This is a genomic window from Cryptosporangium arvum DSM 44712 (assembly GCF_000585375.1).
GTDB lineage: Bacteria > Actinomycetota > Actinomycetes > Mycobacteriales > Cryptosporangiaceae > Cryptosporangium > Cryptosporangium arvum.
Genome location: NZ_KK073874.1, coordinates 5,864,750 through 5,884,379 on the forward strand (window position 1 = coordinate 5,864,750; position 19,630 = coordinate 5,884,379).

General features: G+C 72.6%; 18 protein-coding genes and 2 riboswitches. Of the genes, 4 read left to right on the forward strand and 14 right to left on the reverse strand.

Annotation, left to right across the window (positions count from 1 at the left end):
• Positions 1 to 208 precede the first annotated feature (208 nt).
• Both CRYAR_RS48200 and CRYAR_RS43715 read left to right on the forward strand, forming a co-directional pair.
• The gene (locus CRYAR_RS48200) at positions 209 to 550 is read left to right on the forward strand and encodes a hypothetical protein (RefSeq protein WP_169745087.1); all 342 of its coding nucleotides are present in this window, start codon (positions 209 to 211) and stop codon (positions 548 to 550) included.
• Positions 547 to 1,119, forward strand: coding sequence for a GNAT family N-acetyltransferase (locus CRYAR_RS43715; protein ID WP_169745088.1), 573 nt, complete (start codon positions 547 to 549; stop codon positions 1,117 to 1,119). Before CRYAR_RS48200 ends, CRYAR_RS43715 begins: the two co-directional genes overlap by 4 nt.
• A 35-nt stretch (positions 1,120 to 1,154) precedes the next feature.
• Here CRYAR_RS43715 and gcvP read toward each other — a convergent pair whose 3' ends face one another.
• The 10 genes from gcvP to clsA all read right to left on the reverse strand — a co-directional run bounded on the left by gcvP (position 1,155) and on the right by clsA (position 10,434).
• Positions 1,155 to 4,007, reverse strand: coding sequence for an aminomethyl-transferring glycine dehydrogenase (gene gcvP / locus CRYAR_RS26905; RefSeq protein ID WP_035856119.1), 2,853 nt, complete (start codon positions 4,005 to 4,007; stop codon positions 1,155 to 1,157).
• Positions 4,008 to 4,045: 38 nt separating this feature from the next.
• A riboswitch (glycine riboswitch) is annotated at positions 4,046 to 4,139 on the reverse strand.
• A 1-nt stretch (position 4,140) separates the two neighbouring features.
• A riboswitch (glycine riboswitch) is annotated at positions 4,141 to 4,235 on the reverse strand.
• A gap of 18 nt (positions 4,236 to 4,253) precedes the next feature.
• The gene (locus CRYAR_RS26910) at positions 4,254 to 4,784 is read right to left on the reverse strand and encodes a MerR family transcriptional regulator (RefSeq protein WP_245620720.1); all 531 of its coding nucleotides are present in this window, start codon (positions 4,782 to 4,784) and stop codon (positions 4,254 to 4,256) included.
• A 318-nt stretch (positions 4,785 to 5,102) separates the two neighbouring features.
• Positions 5,103 to 5,570, reverse strand: a complete 468-nt coding sequence (locus CRYAR_RS26915; protein ID WP_035856122.1) for a bifunctional nuclease family protein — start codon at positions 5,568 to 5,570, stop codon at positions 5,103 to 5,105.
• 139 nt (positions 5,571 to 5,709) lie between these two features.
• Positions 5,710 to 6,423, reverse strand: coding sequence for a transcriptional regulator FtsR (ftsR, locus tag CRYAR_RS26920; protein ID WP_035856127.1), 714 nt, complete (start codon positions 6,421 to 6,423; stop codon positions 5,710 to 5,712).
• Positions 6,420 to 6,890, reverse strand: a complete 471-nt coding sequence (gene odhI / locus CRYAR_RS26925; protein ID WP_035856133.1) for an oxoglutarate dehydrogenase inhibitor Odhl — start codon at positions 6,888 to 6,890, stop codon at positions 6,420 to 6,422. The genes ftsR and odhI overlap by 4 nt, the downstream gene beginning before the upstream one ends.
• Positions 6,891 to 7,136: 246 nt before the next feature.
• Positions 7,137 to 7,520 carry a glycine cleavage system protein GcvH gene (gene gcvH / locus CRYAR_RS26930; protein WP_035856136.1) on the reverse strand — a complete coding sequence of 128 codons (384 nt, stop codon included), beginning with the start codon at positions 7,518 to 7,520 and terminating at the stop codon, positions 7,137 to 7,139.
• 28 nt (positions 7,521 to 7,548) lie between these two features.
• Entirely contained in the window at positions 7,549 to 8,502 is a 954-nt protein-coding gene (locus tag CRYAR_RS26935) for a DUF881 domain-containing protein (protein WP_051570999.1), read from the reverse strand.
• A gap of 2 nt (positions 8,503 to 8,504) precedes the next feature.
• Complete coding sequence (locus CRYAR_RS26940; RefSeq protein ID WP_035856140.1) at positions 8,505 to 8,837, reverse strand: small basic family protein; 333 nt, start codon at positions 8,835 to 8,837, stop codon at positions 8,505 to 8,507.
• Positions 8,834 to 9,811, reverse strand: a complete 978-nt coding sequence (locus CRYAR_RS26945) for a DUF881 domain-containing protein (protein ID WP_035856144.1) — start codon at positions 9,809 to 9,811, stop codon at positions 8,834 to 8,836. Before CRYAR_RS26945 ends, CRYAR_RS26940 begins: the two co-directional genes overlap by 4 nt.
• Positions 9,808 to 10,434: a cardiolipin synthase ClsA gene (gene clsA, locus CRYAR_RS26950; protein ID WP_245620508.1), complete on the reverse strand. Its 627-nt coding sequence runs from the start codon at positions 10,432 to 10,434 to the stop codon at positions 9,808 to 9,810. The genes CRYAR_RS26945 and clsA overlap by 4 nt, the downstream gene beginning before the upstream one ends.
• Before the next feature lie 220 nt (positions 10,435 to 10,654).
• Between clsA and CRYAR_RS26955 the strand changes: the two genes are divergently transcribed.
• Entirely contained in the window at positions 10,655 to 12,541 is a 1,887-nt protein-coding gene (locus CRYAR_RS26955) for a S8 family serine peptidase (RefSeq protein ID WP_051571000.1), read from the forward strand.
• Positions 12,542 to 12,595: 54 nt separating this feature from the next.
• On the opposite strand, the gene CRYAR_RS26960 is transcribed toward CRYAR_RS26955, so the two are convergent.
• From CRYAR_RS26960 to CRYAR_RS26970, 3 genes are all read right to left on the reverse strand, one after another.
• Entirely contained in the window at positions 12,596 to 14,509 is a 1,914-nt protein-coding gene (locus CRYAR_RS26960; RefSeq protein WP_084700988.1) for a glycoside hydrolase family 15 protein, read from the reverse strand.
• A 500-nt stretch (positions 14,510 to 15,009) separates the two neighbouring features.
• A complete protein-coding gene (locus CRYAR_RS26965; protein WP_035856146.1) occupies positions 15,010 to 15,225 on the reverse strand; it encodes a hypothetical protein in 216 nt (71 codons plus the stop codon).
• 207 nt (positions 15,226 to 15,432) lie between these two features.
• Entirely contained in the window at positions 15,433 to 16,155 is a 723-nt protein-coding gene (locus CRYAR_RS26970) for a SanA/YdcF family protein (protein ID WP_245620509.1), read from the reverse strand.
• A 45-nt stretch (positions 16,156 to 16,200) separates the two neighbouring features.
• Here CRYAR_RS26970 and malQ point away from each other — a divergent pair, with 45 nt between their 5' ends.
• Positions 16,201 to 18,339: a 4-alpha-glucanotransferase gene (gene malQ, locus CRYAR_RS26975; protein ID WP_035856148.1), complete on the forward strand. Its 2,139-nt coding sequence runs from the start codon at positions 16,201 to 16,203 to the stop codon at positions 18,337 to 18,339.
• Here the strand turns inward: malQ and CRYAR_RS26980 are convergent.
• Complete coding sequence (locus tag CRYAR_RS26980; protein WP_035856150.1) at positions 18,284 to 19,624, reverse strand: cytochrome P450; 1,341 nt, start codon at positions 19,622 to 19,624, stop codon at positions 18,284 to 18,286. The two genes, malQ and CRYAR_RS26980, sit on opposite strands and share 56 nt — an antisense overlap.
• Between the last annotated feature and the right edge of the window lie 6 nt (positions 19,625 to 19,630).

The following is a 19,630-nucleotide window of genomic DNA, read 5'->3' on the forward strand; positions in this document are numbered from 1 at the left end:
GGGCATGGTCCGGCCGTGGCCGGGAGGCGAACCGATTCGCGGCGGCACCGTGCCGTGCGGCTACTGGCTCCGCCCACCGGCCGCGTGACGGCGATCCGTGCGCCCTACGCGAGGACGTGCCATGCTGGGGACATGACGAGCGATCTCAGGAGTCATGCCGCGTAGGGCACCCGGGCGGGTGCGGGCGTCACGCGGGCACGTGGCGGTCGTGTCCACGCGAGGACTCCCGGACGGCACGGCCCACGCGCTGGACCGTCTGGACCGGCCCGAGTTACGGCCCGCCGCCGTCGCGGAGTCCCTGTCGCGCTGGCGCCGCATCGCCGCGATGCCCCGGTCGGCGCTGGCCGACCCGCACAACGACATCACCGAGTTCGTCGCGCCGGCCGTGCGGGATCACCTGGAACGCGCCGTGCGGGCCCTCGGCCGCCGAGCGGCCCGGCCCCTCCGCGCGACGGTCGACCCACTCGACCGGCAGTTCGAAGCCAAGACCCTCAACAACCCGCGCCTGGATCCGGCCGCGCCGTGGTGGGCCCGCCGGTGGTGGCATTGACCGGCACTGGTAACGAGGCCGCCGGTGATCGCGCCGACGGGGACGGCACCGTTCTGGGCCGGCGGACCACGATCAGCGACGGCGTCGTGGCCCTCCGGCGGTGGAGTCCCGAGGACGCGGAGTGGTACGCCGCGGTCGTCACCGGGGATCCGCTGATTCAGCAGTTCACCGCCGAGTCGCCGACGGTGAGCGCGGACGAGGTGCGGTCGGCCATCCGGGAACTCCCGGCGGAGCCCACCGGCTTCCTGATCACCGACGACGCCACCGGGCAGCGGCTCGGCAACATCGCGCTCACCCACGAGCACGGAATCGGTGACGTCTCGTACTGGCTGGCGGGCCATGCCCGGGGACGTGGCGTCGCCACCGCGGCTCTTCGGCTCTTCACCGACTGGGCCCACGGCGCGCTGGACCTCTCCGAAGTGAGGCTGTGGGCCCACCGCGACAACGCCGGCTCCCGGGCGGTGGCCGAGCGGGCCGGGTACGTCCGGGATCCGGGGCGCGACGGCATCCGCGAGGTCAAGGACCGGTCGTGGCCGACCGTCGCCTACGTTCGTCGGCGACCCGGCTGACCGCCGGCGCACGGTGTGCGCCGGCGGTCGGGGACTCACAGCGCGAACGCCTCCGGGGACGGGCAGCTGCAGACCAGGTTGCGGTCGCCGAACGCGCCGTCGATGCGGCGGACCGGCGGCCAGTACTTGTCGGCGGTGCGCCCCGACGGGTAGGCGCCGAGCGCGCGGTCGTACGGGTGCTCCCACTCCCCCGTCACCATCGCGGCGGTGTGCGGGGCGTTGACCAGCGGGTTGTCGTCGGCCGGCCAGGTGCCGTCGGCGACCTGGCCGATCTCGGCCCGGATCGCGATCATCGCGTCGCAGAAGCGGTCGAGCTCGGCCAGGTCCTCGGACTCGGTCGGCTCCACCATCAGCGTGCCGGCCACCGGGAACGACATCGTCGGCGCGTGGAACCCGTAGTCGATCAGCCGCTTCGCGACGTCGTCCACGGTCACGCCGGTCGACTTGGTCAGCGGACGCAGGTCGAGGATGCACTCGTGGGCCACCAGGCCGCCGGAACCCGCGTACAGCACCGGGAACGAGTCACGCAGCCGGGCGGCGACGTAGTTCGCGGCGAGCACCGCGGTCCCGGTGGCCTCCACGAGCCCTTCGGCGCCCATCAGACGCAGGTACACCCACGGCACCGGCAGGATGCCGGCCGAGCCCCACGGCGCCGCCGAGACCGGTCCGGGGCCGGTCGCGGGCCCGGCGTCGGAACGCAGCGGGTGGTTGGGCAGGTACGGCGCGAGGTGCGAGCGCACCGCGACCGGGCCGATGCCGGGGCCACCGCCGCCGTGCGGGATGCAGAACGTCTTGTGCAGGTTCAGGTGGCTGACGTCGGCACCGAACTTGCCGGGCTTGGCGAACCCGAGCAGCGCGTTGAGGTTCGCGCCGTCGACGTACACCTGGCCACCGGCGTCGTGCACCAGCGCGCAGACCTCGGTGATCGTCTCCTCGTACACGCCGTGCGTGGACGGGTAGGTCACCATCAGCGCGGCCAGGGAGTCCGCGTGCGAGGCGATCTTCGCCCGCAGGTCCGCCAGATCCACGTTCCCCGCGTCGTCGCAGGCGACGACCGCGACACGCAGACCCGCCATCACCGCCGACGCGGCGTTCGTGCCGTGCGCGGAGGACGGGATCAGGCAGACGTCACGATGCGCCTCGCCGCGGTCCCGGTGGTACGAGCGGATCGCCAGCAGCCCGGCGAACTCGCCCTGCGAACCCGCGTTGGGCTGCAGCGACACCGCGTCGTACCCGGTGACCTCGGCCAGCCAGTGCTCCAGGTCCGCGATCATCGCCGTGTACCCGGCGGTCTGCGACGAGGGCGCGAACGGGTGGATGCCGGCGAACTCCGGCCAGCTGACCGGCTCCATCTCGGTCGTCGCGTTCAGTTTCATCGTGCAGGAGCCGAGCGGGATCATGCCCCGGTCGAGCGCGTAGTCCCGGTCGGAGAGGCGGCGCAGGTAACGCAGCATCGCGGTCTCCGAGCGGTGCTCGGCGAAGACCGGGTGCTCCAGGTAGCTGTCGTCACGCACCAGCGCGTCCGGGATCGCGTCCCCGGTCTCGACGTCGAGCGCGGTCACGTCCAGCGCGGCGGCGTCGATCCCGACCGCGGTCCAGACCGCACGCAGGTGCTCGACCGTGGTGGTCTCGTCGCAGGAGACGCCGATCGTGTCGTCGTCGACGCGCAGCACGTTCACCCCGGCGGAGGCCGCGGTCGCGATCACGTCGTCGGCGCGCCCGGGCACCGGTACCCGGATCGTGTCGAAGAACGGGCCCGTGACCCGCAGCCCCGCCGCCAGCACGGCGGCCATGCGGTGCGTACGCAGCGCGATCTGCTTGAGGCCCTCCGGGCCGTGCCAGACCGCGTAGGCGCCGGCCATCACCGCGAGCAGCACCTGCGCGGTGCAGATGTTGCTGGTGGCCTTCTCCCGGCGGATGTGCTGCTCGCGCGTCTGCAGGGCGAGCCGGTAGGCGGGCGCGCCGGCGGCGTCCCGGGAAACCCCGACCAGCCGGCCCGGCAGCGACCGCGCCAGGCCCTGGGAGACGGCCATGTACCCGGCGTGCGGGCCGCCGAAGCCGAGCGGGACGCCGAAGCGCTGGGCCGAGCCCACCGCGATGTCGGCGCCGAGCGAACCCGGCGAGCGCAGCAGGCACAGCCCGAGCAGGTCGGCGGCGACGGTCACCAGCGCGCCGCGCTCGTGGGCGGCCTCGATCCACGGGCGCGGGTCACGCAGGACGCCGGAGCTGCCCGGGTACTGGATCAGCACCCCGAAGTACGGCGTGTCCGGCAGTTCGTCCGCGACGACCAGGTCGATGCCGAGCGGCTCCGCCCGGGTACGCAGCACGGCGAGCGTCTGCGGGTGGACGTCCGGGTGCACGACGAAGGTGTCGGACTTGATCTTCTTGGCCGAGCGCCGGGCCAGCGTCATCGCCTCGGCGGCCGCGGTCGCCTCGTCGAGCAGCGAGGCGCCGGACACCGGCAGCCCGGTCAGGTCGCTGACGACGGTCTGGAAGTTCAGCAGGGCCTCGAGCCGGCCCTGCGAGATCTCCGGCTGGTAGGGCGTGTAGGCGGTGTACCAGGCCGGGCTCTCCAGGACGTTGCGGCGGATCACCGGAGGGGTGACCGTGTCGTGGTACCCGAGGCCGATCATCTGGGTCATCGGGCGGTTGCGTGCCGCCAGCGTGCGCAACGCGGCGGTGGCCTCGGGCTCGGAGAGCGCGGGCGGCAGGTCGAGCGAGTCGCCGAGCCGGATCGACGCCGGGATCGCCGCGCTCAGCAGCGCCTCGACCGAGGGCTGACCGACGGCGTCCAGCATCGTGGAGACGTCATCGGCGGACGGGCCGATGTGACGACGGGAGAACGGGCTGACGGCAGCGAGGGACGCGAGCGACGGACGGTCGGTCATCGAGAGCTCCGGGGGTGTCAGGACACGGCGGACCGGTCTCCCCCTCTGTCATCGGTACCTGAGAGCTTCACCCGATAAACCTGGGCTTGCACCGTCGGTGAGGCGCGTCACTGCGCCTGCTTTCCAGAGTCGCCCGCACCGCACGGTCCGTGGGCCTGAGAGGTTCCGGGGAGGTTGCTCCTTCGGCGCCCTGAGCCGGCTGCCCAAGGACTCTCCCGCACGGGGTGATGACGCGCTACAAACCTATCAGCCGGTGCGACGGGTCGCCCGGCGGCGGGAGAGCTCGTCGGACTCGGAGCGGGACGCCGGGGCCGGGCTGCCGTTGGCGCGCTCGCCCGGCAGCTTCGCCAGCGAGCCCTCGATCTCGCGGAAGGCACCTCCGACGGCGATGCCGAACACACCCTGACCGCCCTGCAGCAGGTCGACGACCTCTTCCGGCGAGGTGCACTCGTAGACCGTGGTGCCGTCCGAAAGCAGCGTGATCCGGGCCAGGTCCTCGACGCCCCGCGCACGCAACTGGTCGACCGCCAACCGGATGTTCTGCAGCGAGACACCCGCGTCCAGCAGCCGCTTGACGATCTTCAGGACGAGGATGTCGCGGAACGAGTACAGCCGCTGGCTGCCGGAGCCCTGCGCGCCCCGGATGCTCGGCTCGACCAGCCCGGTGCGGGCCCAGTAGTCCAGCTGCCGGTACGTGATGCCGGCCACGTGACACGCGGTCGGACCCCGGTAACCCACGTTCTCGTCCGGGCCCGACCCGGGTTCCGGCTCGAACAGGACGCCTTGGCCGTCGTAACCGCCGCCGGCGTAACTGTCGAGAGGAAACCCGTCGGGCACGGAAGGCACCCCGGGAACCGGGAGCCCGGCCGTACCGTCGCGCTTGACCACCGCTGACCTCCGCGCGTGTGCCGATCCACTGTGCCCCCGAGACCTCGACGGTAGGAGGACGGTGAACACCGGTCAACGTCCGGCGGCGGCGTGTCGCGACATCTCTGCGCAACAAAAAAGCATACATTACTTCAAAACGGGGCATAATGCCCAGAATGCTGTTCCGCCCGGTGTACTGACGGTATTCCCCCTACCGGCACTACGTCCTCAGCTTCCGGCGAAATCCTCCGGCGAAATCGTGTCGAGAAATTCGCGGAACTTCGCGACTTCGTCCTCCTGCTCGTCCGGGATGATGATCCCGGCTTCCTCGAGCACCGCCTCCGCGCAGGTGATCGTGACCCCCACGCGCAGCGCGAGCGCTATCGCGTCGGACGGCCGCGAGCTGACCCGCACGCCGTCACCGATGACCAGTTCCGCGTAGAACACGTTGTCGCGCAACTCGACGATCTCGACCTTGCGCAGCGGCGCGTCCAGCGCCCCGAGGACGTCCTTGAGCAGGTCGTGGGTCAGCGGCCGGGTCGGCCGCACCCCCTGCTGCTCGAACGCGATCGCCGTGGCCTCCACCGGGCCGATCCAGATCGGCAAGTAACGATCACCGGCGACCTCCTTGAGCAGGACGATCGGCTGGTTGTTCGGTAGCTCGACCCGCACACCGACGACGTTGAGCTCCTTCACCCGTGCCTCACCCAGCCTCCGCACTCACGCGCGCAGGGCCCGGCGAGGCCCCACCGCGCGTCCTAGCTTGCCTCTGTCGAACGTACACGCCGAGCCCTCGCACGGCGCGGCGCGCTCGGCCTCCGGGAGAGCGCCTCGCTCAGCCGCCGAGGGAGCCGCGCAGGCGCGCCTGGACGAGCGCCGTGTGCAGCCGCAGGGAGAGCGCCGCGAGCTCGCGTACGACCTCCTCCGCGCGGGCCTTCGCCTCGGGGCCGCGCTGGCGCGCCACCGGGGCCACGACCTGCTCGAACAAGCCCACCTCGCGATCGGCCGCGGTGCGGTAACCACGCAGGTGTCGCGGCTCGAGGCCGAACTCGGCCATCCGGGCGACGGTCTCGGCGACCACCACCCCGTCCGCGTCGTACCAGCCGGCTCCGCGCGCGGTGATCAGACCGAAATTCTCGATCTGCTTCAGCTGTGCGTCGGTGATGCCGGTCCGTTCGAGTAGTTCCGATCGAGAAAGTCGGACATCAATCTCAGGTCGGGAGAAATCGCCCGCCTCTGGCAGGGTCTCGGAGTCCACCAGCTCACGGCCCGGGGACGGCGCACCCCGCCCGGACCCCTGGAGGTGTTCCCGGATCACGCGCAGCGGGAGGTACTGGTCCCGCTGCGCGGCCAGGACGTACCGCAGCCGATCGACGTCCTCCGACGAGTATTTGCGGTAACCCGCCGGAGTGCGCTCCGGTTCCACGAGCCCTTCGGACTCGAGGAACCGGAGCTTGGAGATCGTCGTGTCCGGGAACTCCGGCCGGAGCTGGGCGAGAACCTCGCCGATGCTCAGAAAGGACCGGGCGGAGGACCCGGACGGCGTCACTGCGCGACCCCCTCCGCAGCCCGCTTCGGGCCACTGAGGAAGACGAGCCGGAACTTGCCGACCTGCACTTCGTCGCCGTTCGCCAGCGTGGCCGACTCGACCCGCTCGCGGTTGACGTAGGTGCCGTTGAGGCTGCCGACGTCGCGGACCACGAACACACCGGCCTCGCGGCGGAACTCGGCGTGCCGGCGCGACACGGTGACGTCGTCGAGGAAGATGTCGCTCTCCGGGTGACGCCCGGCGGTCGTGACGTCGGAGTCCAGGAGGAACCGGCTACCCGCGTTGGGGCCACGCCGGACGACGAGCAGCGCCGAACCGGCCGGGAGGCTCTCCGCGATGCGGGTGCCTTCGGGGTCGTTACCGCCGCCGGCCTCCGACGCCTCGACGACGGCGTCGTCAATGGCGCCGAGGATCATCGTCGAGGTGACGTCCACCTGCTGCTGATCGTCCTCGGAATGGCGGCTCATCGCACACCTCCGGCGTTGCGGGCCCGCAGGCACGGCGGAGCGAGTGCTGGAGGGGCACCCTTCAAGTTCGATCGCCTCCCGGTCTTCGTCTGTCGGCCGCTCGCGCGGCTGAGTACCTGCGTGGGGTTTCTGCGACCCAGTTTGGCAGACCCGGTCGCAGCGAGGGGACGACCACCTGCCTCACGACGAGGTGTTCGACCCACGAAGCCTAGTGCAACCAGGTGAGCAGCCGCGCGGCGGCGGCTACTACTCCTTCTCGGTCAGCTCGCGGTACTCCTCGGCCGAGAGCAGGGAGTCGAGCACGCCCGCGTCGTCGACCTCGACCTCGAGCATCCAGCCACCGCTGTAGGGCTCGCCGTTGATCAGCTCCGGCTGGTCGTCGAGAGCCTCGTTCTTCGCGGTCACGGTGCCGGTGACCGGCGCGTAGACGTCCGAGACGCTCTTGGTCGACTCGACCTCGCCGACCGCCTCGCCCGCGGTGATCGTGTCCCCCACATCGGGCAGTTGCACGAACACGATGTCGCCCAGCGAGTCCTGGGCGTAGTCGGTGATACCGATGCGGACGATGCTCCCGGTGGTCACGCGGATCCACTCGTGCTCGTTGGTGTACCGCAGATCGTCGGGGATCACGGTCTGTTCCTTCCTCGGGTCAGGGGATTCAGTCGACCGGCTCGGCGTACCGAGGCGTCGCCGGGGACAGCGTCGCTGAGACGGTGACCGGGTCCGGCGCGTCGATCTGCAACTTACCGCCGGCGTCCTCGACGGAGTCGACGACACCACCGGGGATCGCGAGAGCCGCGCGCATCGTCTCCGGGTCTCCGATCGCGAGCAACGTGTACGGCCCGCTCAGATCGTGGTTGCCGACCAGCAGGTGATTGTTCTCGGTGTCCAGGAACGCCGTCGACGCGACGATCCGCACCGGACTCCCGGTGCGCCCGCCCATCTGCATCGCCTCGGCGCCGGCCCCGCGCAGCTCCTCCACCGCGTCGAGGACGACCTCGGCACGGAGCGCCGAGGAACCCGGGCGGAACACCAGCCGCAGCCCCTGCCCCTCGGCGGGGATCGTGCCGGCCAGGATGCCCAGCTCCTCGGACCGGCGCTCCAGGTCCTCCTGGACGGTCTGCGAGCCCTCCGCGGCCGAGCTCAGCGTCCGGCGGCGCTCCTGCAGTTCGGCGATCTCGGACCGGAGCCGCTGCTCCCGGCTGTCCAGCTCGTCGAGGATGCGGACCAGATCCTCCTGCCGGGCGCCGGCCAGCGCGCCGTCCTTCTCGTTGCGGCGCAGCTGGGCGGCGAGGCTGACGCCGAGCAGTGCGCAGAGCGCGACCACGGCGACCTTCATCCACCAGCGGCGCGAGCTCTCCCGCGGACGCCGGTGCGCCGGGGACGGCCCGCCCGCGTCCGGGCGCGCGGGCCGCCGGGCCGGCACCAGCTCCCGGCCCGGGGTGCCCGGCTCGTCCGCCGCGGTGCCGTCCGCCGCCGCGGTGCCGTCCGCCGGCTCCGGGGACGTGGTCGGCGAGCGCGGCGCCGGCGCCCGGGTGGCCGGAGCGGGGGTCGGCAGCGGCACGGTGATGGCCTCGGTGACCGCGTCGTCGTCAGGGGTGGGATCGGTCATCGTCACGCCCGGAAGATGTGGCGCCGGATCGCCGCCACGTTGCCGAAGATTCGCACGCCGAGCACGACCACGACGCCTGTGGAGAGCTGCCCGCCGACGCCGAGCTTGTCACCGAGGTACACGATCAGCGCCGCCACCAGCACGTTGGACACGAACGAGACGACGAACACCTTGTCGTCGAAGATGCCGTCCAGCCGCGCCCGGACGCCGCCGAACACCGCGTCGAGCGCGGCCACCACCGCGATCGGGAGGTACGGCTCGAGACCGGTCGGCACCGACGGCTCGAACACGAGACCGACGACGACGCCGACGATCAGCGCCAGCGCGGGAATCAATTCGAACCTCCGGTCGGGCGGGACGGGGGTGGCGTGGACGCGGCCGGGCCGGTCGTCCCCGAGGGGGTGCCGCCGGGCGCCGCCGACGCGGAGGGTGCCGCCGGCGACTCGGCGACACGCAGCTCCGGCTCCGAGCCGGCCGGCAGTTTCAACTCGTCGTCGCGGCGCAGGTCGAAGCCCATCTTGTAGTCCTTGACGTACGACTGGAACCGGCGCACCGCGGGGTCCCGCAGCAGCCGGCGGTAGAGCTGGTCGGAGTCGCCGATCGCGGTGATCGTGTACGGGTTGTCCACCGGGCGGAAATCGACGAGGACGGCCGAACCGGCCGACCGGATGGCCGACAGCGCGGTCAGCCGCTGGCCGTCGACAGCGACCGCCTCGGCGCCGGACGCCCAGATCGCGTTCGCGAGGCTCTGCAGGTCGCGGTCCTGCACCAGGAACGCCTCGGCGTCGCCGACCGGCACCCCGGTCACCGGGTCGCGGGTGGGTTCGCCGTCGGAGACCTCCAGCACGATGCCCTCGCCGGTGACCGCGAGCAGCCCGGTGGCGGCCTCGGTGTCACGCACGCGGCGGGACAGCGCGCGGCCGCTGTCGTTGTTCGTCAGCGCCCTGTCCTGGGCCTCGGCCACCTCTTCCCGGCGATCGTCGGCCTGCTTCTGCAGCTCGTCGGTGGTGGACTGGGCCCGGCGGATCTCGGCCGCGAGCGCGTCCCGGGTCTTCGCGGCCGCGGGCGCGGTGTCGACGGTCTCCTTGTACGCGATCGCCAGCACGACGCCGATCACCGCGGCGCACGCGACGGTGAGCAGGCCACGCCCCCGGCGGGCCAGGCGGGACGGCGGCTCGCCGGCCTCCCGGCGCCCGGCCGCGGCGGCGTACCCGGGGTCGAGGTGGTTGTTCATCAGGTCGGCCAGCATCGTGAGGCCGGGCGAGGGGGGCGCGTCCTTGCCGAACAGACGGAACTTCGGCTCGGTCACGCCGCCAGCTCTCTCCGCGCGGAACGGACCAGCGACCCGGTCTGCACGACGTAGAGCGCCGCGGCCCACCAGTAAAGCCCGACGCCCCAGATCGCGAACGCCCAGCCGACCGGCATCGCGACCGCGCCGACGACGCCGTCCTGCCCGCCGAGCAGCAGCAGCGGGAACGCGTAGAGCAGGTTGAACGTCGCGGCTTTGCCGATGTAGTGCACGGGCAGCGACTCGTAGCCGTACCGGCGCAGCACCAGCAGACCCACCCAGAGCACGGCGTCGCGGACGACGAGCGCGAGCGCCAGCCACCACGGGATGATGTCGCGGATCGCGAACGTCACGACCGTGGTGAAGACGTAGAGCCGGTCGGCGAGCGGGTCGAGCAGCTGGCCGATCCGGCTGACCTGACCCCAGGCCCGGGCCAGCGCCCCGTCGAGCCAGTCGGAGAACCCGCTGACGACGAGCACGAGGAACGCGAGCAGGTCCGCCCGGGCGACCAGGACGAGGTAGACGAACACCGGGACGCCGAGCAACCGCAGCGCGCTCAACGCGTTGGGCACGGTCAGCACCCGCGCGGTGACCGGCGGGTCGGCTTCCACCGGTGCCGGTGCCACCTCGGATGCCTCGGGCACGACCAGCCTCCCCACCGCTGTTGGTACGGGCCCGATCGGCTCCGTACCCGCCCATGCTGCCACCTCGGACCGACAGCGGGGCGACCGCCGGGCGTCCGGTGGCGCCCGACACTCCGCCGCGACGCTGATCACCTCGCCGTTTCCTCAGCTCAGGGCGTTGTGGGTCGAGTGACGAAGTGACCACACGGATGTGGCCCGAGTCCGACCGAGGAGAACGCCGGTGACCCGACCGACCCGCCGCACGCAGCGCGCCGCACGACTGACCGCCGGCGCCGCCGGGCTGTCCCTGGTCGCCGGCGCCCTCGCCGGCGCCGTGCCCGCGACCGCGGCGCCCGCCGCCGACCCCGCCCGCCACGCGGGTCTCCCACTGCCGGCCGGCGCGTCCGGCGGGCGCGTCACCGCGGCCTGGGACACCCCGGACGCGAGCGTCTCCGCACCGGCCACCGCCCTGGTGGGTGGCGTCCGGGCCGATCAGCCGGTGCGGATCGTCACCGTCCGGACCGTCGACGGGCGTCCGGCCGTGACCACCCGCACGGTCACCGGGCGCGCCAAGGCCACCGCCGTGGTCACCGCGGCCCAGGCCGACGACGCCACCGTCTCGGTCGGCGTCGACCACGTGCTGCACCTCACCGACACGACGAGCAACGACCCCTACCGGGCCTCCCAGTGGGCGCTGACCACGCTCGGCGCCGAGAAGACCTGGACGTCGACCACCGGTACCGGCGTCACGGTCGCCGTGGTCGACACCGGCGTCCAGCGCAACCACCCCGACCTCGCCGGGACCGTGCTCGCCGGCGTCGACCTGGTCGGTGACGTACCGGCCAGCACCGACGGCAGCAACGACGAGAACGGCCACGGCACCCACGTCGCCGGCATCGTCGGGGCGATCGCGAACAACCAGAAGGGCGTCGCCGGCCTCGCGCCCGGCGTCAAGATCCTGCCGGTGCGGGTGCTCGACGGCGACGGGGCCGGCTACGACTCCGACATCGCCCAGGGCATCGTGAAGGCCGTCGACCGCGGCGCGGCCGTGGTGAACCTGTCGGTCGGCGGCACCGAGGCCGGCGCCACCGCGTCGGCGGTGAAGTACGCGCTGAGCAAGAACGTCGTCGTGGTCGCCGCGGCCGGCAACGAGCGGCAGGACGGCAACGCGATCAGCTACCCGGCCGCAGACACCGGCGTGATCGGTGTGGCCGCGACCGACTCGACGAACACCGACGCGCCGTTCTCCAACACCGGCAGCTACGTCGACCTGGCCGCGCCCGGCGTCGGCATCTGGTCGACGTTCAAGGGCAGCACCTACAAGCAGCTGTCGGGCACGTCGATGGCGACGCCCTACGTGTCGGCGGCCGCGGCGCTCGCGAAGTCGGTCTCGCCCGGCCTCACGCCGGCCGCGATGACGAACCTGCTGCAGAGCACCGCCACCGACATCGGCAAGGCCGGCCGCGACGACGCGACCGGGTACGGCCTGGTGAACCCGTACGCGGCGGTGTGCTCGCTGGTGTCCTGCGACGGGTCGACCCCGGCGCCGACCCCGACGACCGAGCCGACCACGCCGGTCGATCCGGTCACCACGGCCTTCCGCCTGACCACGGGCGGCGGCCGGACCGTCACCGCCGGGACGACGATCTCGATCGCCGGCAAGCTCACCAACTCGGCGACCGGCGCCGCGCTGGCCGGGGCCTACGCCGAGTTCTGCGTCCGGATCGCGCCCGCGACCGGCTTCGTCTGCACCGCCGCGACCACCGGCGCCGACGGCACGGTGCGGGTCAGCGGCATCGCCACCGCCAACACCTGGATCTACCTGACCTACCCCGGCGACGGCCAGACCGCGGCGTCGCGCACGGCGACGGCGGCCTACCCGGTGGCGGCGCGGGTCGGGCTGCGTGCGGGAACGAAGTCGGTGACCGCTACCGTCACCCCGGCCCGCAGCCAGCTGGTCAAGCTCGACCGCTGGACCGGGAAGACCTGGGCGCTGGTGACCGGCAAGACCGTCACCGGGGCCGGCACGGCGTCGTTCACCAAGCTCAAGGCCGGCACCTACCGGGTGCGGGTCGGGGCGACCTCGTCCACGATCGCGTCGGTCAGCGGAACTCTGAAGGTCAAGTAGTCACCGTCGGAGCCCGCCCAGGGCGACACAGCGTCGTCCTGGGCGGGCCGCCTGTCAGACCGTTCCGTGCTCGGCTCGGATCACGTGCATCACCGCGTTGATGAGCGCGAGGTGCGTGAACGCCTGCGGGAAGTTGCCCAGGTGCCGGCCCGAGTACGGGTCGAGCTCCTCGGCGTAGAGGCCCAGCGGGCTGGCGAACGACAACAACTTGCCGCACAGCTGACGAGCCCGGTCCAGCTCCCCGATCTCGGCCAGCGCCGAGACCAGCCAGAACGAGCAGATCGCGAACGTGCCCTCCTCGCCGCGCAGCCCGTCGTCGGTCTCGTCGACCTTGTAACGCAGGACGAGCCCTTCGACGGTGAGCTCGTCGGCGATCGCCAGCACGGTCGCCTTGATCCGCGGGTCGTCCGGCGGCAGGAAACGCACGAGTGGCAGCAGCAGCGCCGACGCGTCGAGCGCCTCGGTGTCGTAGTGCTGGGTGAACACCCCGCGCGTGTCGGTGCCCTTCTCGCAGACGTCGGCGTGGATCACGTCGGCGATGCGCTGCCACTGGTCGGCCAGCTCGTAGTCCTGACGCAGCCGGGCCAGCCGGGCGCCCCGGTCGACCGCCACCCAGCACATCACCACCGAGGAGGTGAAGTGCTTGGGCTCGCCGCGCACCTCCCAGATGCCGCGGTCGGGTTCGTTCCAGTGCTCGATCGCCTTCTCCACCTGGCGCCGCATGATCTTCCAGGTGCGGTCGTCCAGGCGGTCCCGCGAGCGGGTGTGCAGGTACATCGAGTCGAGGACCGCGCCCCAGACGTCGTGCTGCTCCTGGTCGAAGGCGCCGTTGCCGATCCGGACCGGCCGGGCACCGTCGTACCCGGAGAGGTGGTCGAGCACCTTCTCGGTCAGCACCCGCTCACCGTCCACGCCGTACATGACCTGCAGATCACCCTGGGACGCGACGTCGGCGACGAAGTTGAAGAAGTCGTCGGCCTCCCAGTCGAAGCCCAGCGTGTACAGGCCCCAGAGCGCGAACGTCGAGTCGCGGATCCAGCTGTAGCGGTAGTCCCAGTTGCGCTCGCCCTGCGGCGTCTCCGGCAGCGACGTCGTGGCCGCGGCCACCAGCGCGCCGCTGGCCGCGTAGGTGAGGCCCTTGAGCGTCAGCGCGCTGCGCTGCAGGTGCCCGCGCCACGGGTGGTCGGGGAACGAGCCCCGGGCCAGCCAGTGCTGCCAGTGGTGCGCGGTCCAGGTCTGGCGGGCGTTGGCGTCCTCCACCGTGTACGGCGGTTCGACGCTCGCCCAGGAGAGCACCGCGTAGCGCTGGTCGCCTTCCTTGAGCAGCGTGCGCGACGTGGCGCGGCCGCCCTCGAAGCCGATCCGCATGTCGGTGGTCAGCCGCAGCTTCGGCCCGCTGTCCTCACCGTTGGCGCTGGTGGCCAGCCCCTGGTGGTAGCCGCGGTCGGTGTAGGACCAGCGGGCCTGGTGCTGCCCGTAGTCGAACATCGGCTCGCAGTCCATCACGACCTGGACCTCGCCCTTCACGCACCGCACGGTACGCAGCAGCATGTGCTGGGCGTCGTAGTCGGTGGGGGCGCGCCGCTGGGTGGGCGAGAACGCCTCGTTGTGGTGCCACGGGCCGATCAACAGCGTGTCGCGGACGATCAGCCAGCCGCCGGAGGACTCCCAGGACGTCTCCAGCACCATCGTGCCGGGCAGGTACCGGCGGTCGACCGGAACCATGTTGTCGGCCGGGCCGAGGCGGAAGCCGCCGGCGTCGCGGTCGAGGGCAGCGCCGAACACGCTCGGTGAGTCCAGGCGGGGCAGGCAGAGCCACTCCACGTTGCCGCTCGGCGCCACCAGCGCCAGCACTTCGCAGTCGGAGAGGAAGCCGTAATCCGCGATCGGCGGGAACGGCGACCGGGACGCGAGCGTATCGGCCGAGACCGGAACGCGGATGCGGTCGAAACCGCCGCCGCTGATCATCGGACGATCACCCGGTGTACCCGGGCCGCGGACCGCCGCGGCGATCCGCTGGGCGCAGAAGACGTCATCGGCGCCGCACCTCCTCTTTGTCCGGCCGACCAGCGGCCATACGCTCTTTCCGGCGGGAGCCCTGTCCCCCACGTTGCGCACCGCTCATGACGGTGTCGTCTCGCCGCCGTGACCAGTGTGTAGCACCTCCGCGGGCCCGCGGACCAATCGCGAGTCAGCCGCGGTTCGCACGCCCGCCACCGCGCGTTCATCGCCAGGTTCCTACCCGTTTCCGCTCTCGAACACGGTACGTACGGACGGTTTCTGAATCCATCCGGCTCCTCGTTCGACGCCAAGTCTCCAACGTCCCGGTTGTGGCCGTGTCACCCGGGGGTGGTTACACACAGTCCTGAACGGACCGGACGGGGTCACCGGTTCGACTACGGCGACGGCCCGCACGCGCGGGCGTGCGGGCCGGGAAGGACGTGAGCGTGCGGGGCGGAGGAGCGGTGTCAGGCCGCCAGGGTCTGGATGGCCCACTGCATGCGCAGCACCGCGATCTCGGGGTGCTCCCCGAACTCGGCGGCCAGCCGGGCGGCGCAGCCGTCGGCGCCACCGCAGGTGAGCAGTGCCCCGGCGATGGCCGCGCGGACCTGCTCCGGCGTCGGACGGTCGGAGGGCTGGAGGGCGCTCGCGAAGAGAGCCTCGGCGTCGATGATCGTGCTCATGACCTTCCCCTTCGTGGAGTGGAGCGACCCGGTGTTGATCTCTGGCTCACTCAGGGTGCGCTTCGGGAGCGGTCTCGACGATCGGCCGTTGGACAGTTGATCTGTCTCCTCCCGAACACTTGCGAATACGCCGTTCGGATGAGCCTCGGGTGCAAAACGCGCCGGGGTACCCGGGGAGAACCGTCCGCGCGCTAGAGTGCGCACGAATCAGCTGCTCGCAGCCTCGTCGAGCGCGGAATCACGCGGCGAGACCACCGCCGGCTGCCGGTTCCGCAATGCGTCGGCCACGGCTTTCCCGGCCGCCGGCACTTCCCGGGTCCGGCTCCGCCACAGTCGCTGCAGGCTGCAGCGGTCGCAGGCGGCACCCACCCCGTCGGCGTCGATCCCGACGTGCCGGCAGAGCGCCACGGCCCGGGGCAGGTGGAAGGTCTGCGTCACGAGCAGCGCGCGGCGCACGCCGAACACGTCGCGCGCGCGGACGCACGTGTCGTACGAATCGAGCCCCGACGGGTCGGCCACCACCCTCGCCGCCGGCACCCCGCGCCCGGTCAGGTACCGGGTCATCGCGGTGACCTCGTCGCCGGAGTTCCCGCCGCCGTCCCCCGACACCAGCAGCGCCCGCACCTTCCCGGCGCGGTAGAGCTCCACCGCGGTGTCCAGGCGGTTGGCGAGCATCGGCTTCGGCGTGCCGTTCCGGTCTAGCTCGGTGCCGAACACGATCGCCACCGGCGCGTCCGGCGCTTCGGCCACGGTCGCGACCCGGTGCCCCGACGACGCGCTCCACTCCCACCCCAGGCACGCCACGACCACCAGCGCCCCGGCCGTCACCACGCCGGCGGCCGCCCCCAGGAGCCGGCGACGACGGCGGACACCCGGTGGCCGGGCGTCGCCGGACCGGTCGGCCGACGACACGTCGGAAGCCTCGCTCACGGGCCTAGGGAATCAGCCGGTCGCAACTGGGTACCGTCTCAGCTCGTGAGCGCTCAGAACACTGTCGACGCCGACCTCGCCGCCCTGGCCGCCGCGCACGGCGTGGCCACCGAGTACGTGGGCTCCACCGGCCGCCCGGAGATCGTCACCGCGTCCACCGTGGTGGCCGTCCTGGGCGTGCTCGGGGTGGCCGCCGACACGCCGGAGGCCGTCGCCGCGTCGCTCGCCGAGGCCGAGCTGGCCCCGTGGCGGCGGCTGCTGCCGCCGACCGTCGTGGTGACCGCGGACGCGCCCGCGACCGTCGTGGTGCGCCCACCGGCCGGCCGGCCGATCGCCGTCCGCGTCCTCCGGGAGGACGGCACGTCCGTTCCGGCCACCACGTCCGGCGACGCCGGGCGAGCGCGCACCGTGGACGGCGTGCCGCGCGAGGAGCGCACCGTGACGCTGCCCGCCCTCCCCCCGGGCTGGCATCGCCTGCACGTGTCGGCCGGTGACGGATACGACGAGGCCGTGCTGATCTCGGCGCCGGCGAAGGTGCCGTCGCCGGCCGGGGACGCGCGCGTCTGGGGCTGGATGCTCCAGCTGTACGCGCTGCGCGGCGACGACTCCTGGGGGCTTGGCGACTACGGGGACCTGCGCGAGCTGGTCCGCTGGAGCGGCGCCGAGCTCGGCGCGGGCGCCGTGGTGTGCAACCCGCTGCACGCGCCGTCGCCGGTGCTGCCGCTGGAGAACTCGCCCTACTACCCGTCGAGCCGCCGGTTCCGCAGCCCGCTCTACCTGCGCATCGCCGACACGCCGGAGTACCGCGCCGCGCCGGCGGACGTGCGTGCGGCCGTCGACGCGCTGCGCCCGCACGCCCCGGCCGACCGGATCGCCCGCGACCCGGTCTGGCAGGCCAAACTGGCCGCCCTCGAGCTGCTGTTCCCGGCCCGCCGGGGCGACGCCCTCGCCGCCTACCGCGCCGAGCAGGGCCAGGGCCTGGAGGACTTCGCGACGTTCTGCGCGCTCGCCGAAGAGCACGGCGTGCCGTGGCAGACCTGGCCGGTCGCGCTGCACCACCCCGCCTCCGACGCGGTGGCGGCCGAGCACGCACGGCTCGCGCACCGCGTCGACTTCCACGCCTGGTTGCAGTTCCTCTGCGACGAGCAGCTCGCCGCGGTCGGGGCGGCCGCCGACGCCGCCGGGATGCCGATCGGTGTCGTGCACGATCTCGCGGTCGGCGTCGACCCCGGCGGAGCCGACGCCTGGGGCCTGCAGGACGTGCTGGCGATCGGCGCGTCGGTCGGCGCCCCGCCGGACTCGTTCAACCAGCAGGGACAGAACTGGGGCCTGCCGCCGTGGAACCCGCGGCGGCTGGCCGAAGCCGGGTACGCGCCGTACCGCGACATGCTGCGCGCCGCGTTGCGCTCGGCCGGCGGTGTCCGCATCGACCACGTGCTCGGGCTGTTCCGGCTGTGGTGGGTGCCGGCCGGGCGGTCGGCGGCCGAGGGCACCTACGTGCGGTACGACCCGGACGCGTTCCTCGGTGTGCTCGCGCTCGAGGCGCACCGCGCCGGCGCGGTCGTCGTCGGGGAGGACCTGGGGACGGTCGAGCCGCACGTGGCCGTCGCGCTCGCGGCCCGCGACGTGCTCGGGAGCAACGTGCTCTGGTTCGAGCGCGACGACGCGGACCCGACCCGGGACGCCCCGGGCGAGCTCCCCGACCGCCCCCGGCCGCCGGCCGCGTGGCGCGCCGGCGCGGCGGCGTCGGTGACCACCCACGACCTGCCGACCGCGGCCGGCTTCCTGACCGGCGAACACGTCCGGGTGCGGGCCGAGCTCGGCGTGCTGGGCCGGTCGGTCGAGGAGGAGCAGGCCACCGCGGACACCGAGAAGGCCGCGCTGATCGGTCTGCTGCGTTCGGAGGGGATCATCGGGCCCGACGCGTCGGACCAGGAGATCGCGCTCGGCCTGCACGCGGTGCTGGCCCGCACGCCGTGCCGGCTGGTGCTCGCCGCGCCCGGTGACGCCATCGGTGACGTCCGTCAGCCGAACCTGCCCGGCACCATGGACGAGTACCCGAACTGGCGGCTGCCGCTGGCCGTGCCGGACGCCGCCGGCGGGCACCGGCCGGTGTCCCTGGAGGAGTTCATGGCGTCCGACCGGGTCCGGCAGCTCGCGTCGGTGTTGAACGCCGTGCGGTGAGGGTGACCGGGATCCGGTCGTAACCGCGCAGCGTGCGGGTGGGGCGCTGGTGGAGCTCACCGGCGAGGGAGAGATCGGGGAAGCGCTCGAACAGACGACGCAGCCCGATCTCGCCCTCCAGGCGGGCCAGCGACGCACCGATGCAGTAGTGCGCTCCGCTGGAGAACGCCAGGTGCTCGCGGGCGTTCGGACGCCGCACGTCGAAGCGGTCGGGGTCCTCGAACACGTCCGGATCCCGGTTCGCGCCGCCGATCATCGCGGTGACGAACGAGCCTTCGCGCACGGTCACGCCGCAGATCTCGGTGTCACGCAGCGCGCGCCGGCTGGTGGCCTGCACGGGGGCCTCGTAGCGCAGCATCTCGTCGACCGCGTTCGACCAGAGGCCGGGGTCGGCGGCGAGCGCGTCGCGCTGCTCGGGGTGGCGCATCAGCAGCACCGCGCCGGTGCCGAGCAGGTTCACCGTCGTCTCGAACCCGGCGGCCAGCAGCAGGCCGGCGATCGCCAGCAGTTCCCGGTCGTCGAGCTTGCCGCTCTCGTCATCGAGGTGGACGAGCTTGCTGACGATGTCGTCGCCGGGGGTTCTGCGCAGCGAGTCGAAGTGCGCGTACATCCAGTCCGACATCTGCTCCAGCGCGGCCTCGGACTCCTCGAACTGCTGATAGGTCAGTCCGACGTCGAGCACGGGCGCGGCGAGCGTGCCCCACCGCAGGAACGTCTGTCGCATCTCCAGCGGAACCCCGAGGATCTCCGCGATCACGGTGACCGGAAGCAGGCTGGCGTACTCGGCGACCAGGTCGACCGGCTCGCGGTCCTCCAGGGCGTCCAGGAGCTCGGTGGTCCGTTCTTCGATGCGCCCGCGGAGGGCCTCCACGGCCTTGGCCGTGAAGACGCGGCTGACCAGCCGGCGGTAGCGGGTGTGGTCGGGCGGGTTGGTGACCAGCAGCGAGGGCGGATCGATCGGGCCGACGATCCGCTCGTCGGCCGCGACCCGCTGGAGCAGCTTGCGGGAGATCCACGGCATGGTCTCGGGGTCGAAGCCGACCGCGAACGCGTCGCTGCGCAGGATCGAGGTGACCGCCGGGTGGCTGACCGCCTGCATCATCAGGCGCCCCTTCACCAGCGGACCGCGGGCGCGGATCTCGTCGTAGGTCGGGTACGGGTTCGCGCGGGCGGCCGGGTCGGCCAGGATCCGGGCGTGCAGATCGCCGCGGCGGTAGGCGCGGCCGATGACGACTCTCGCGATGCCGTGCAGGCTGACCCAGCGTGCTCTGCTCTTCAGCGACATGTGTTC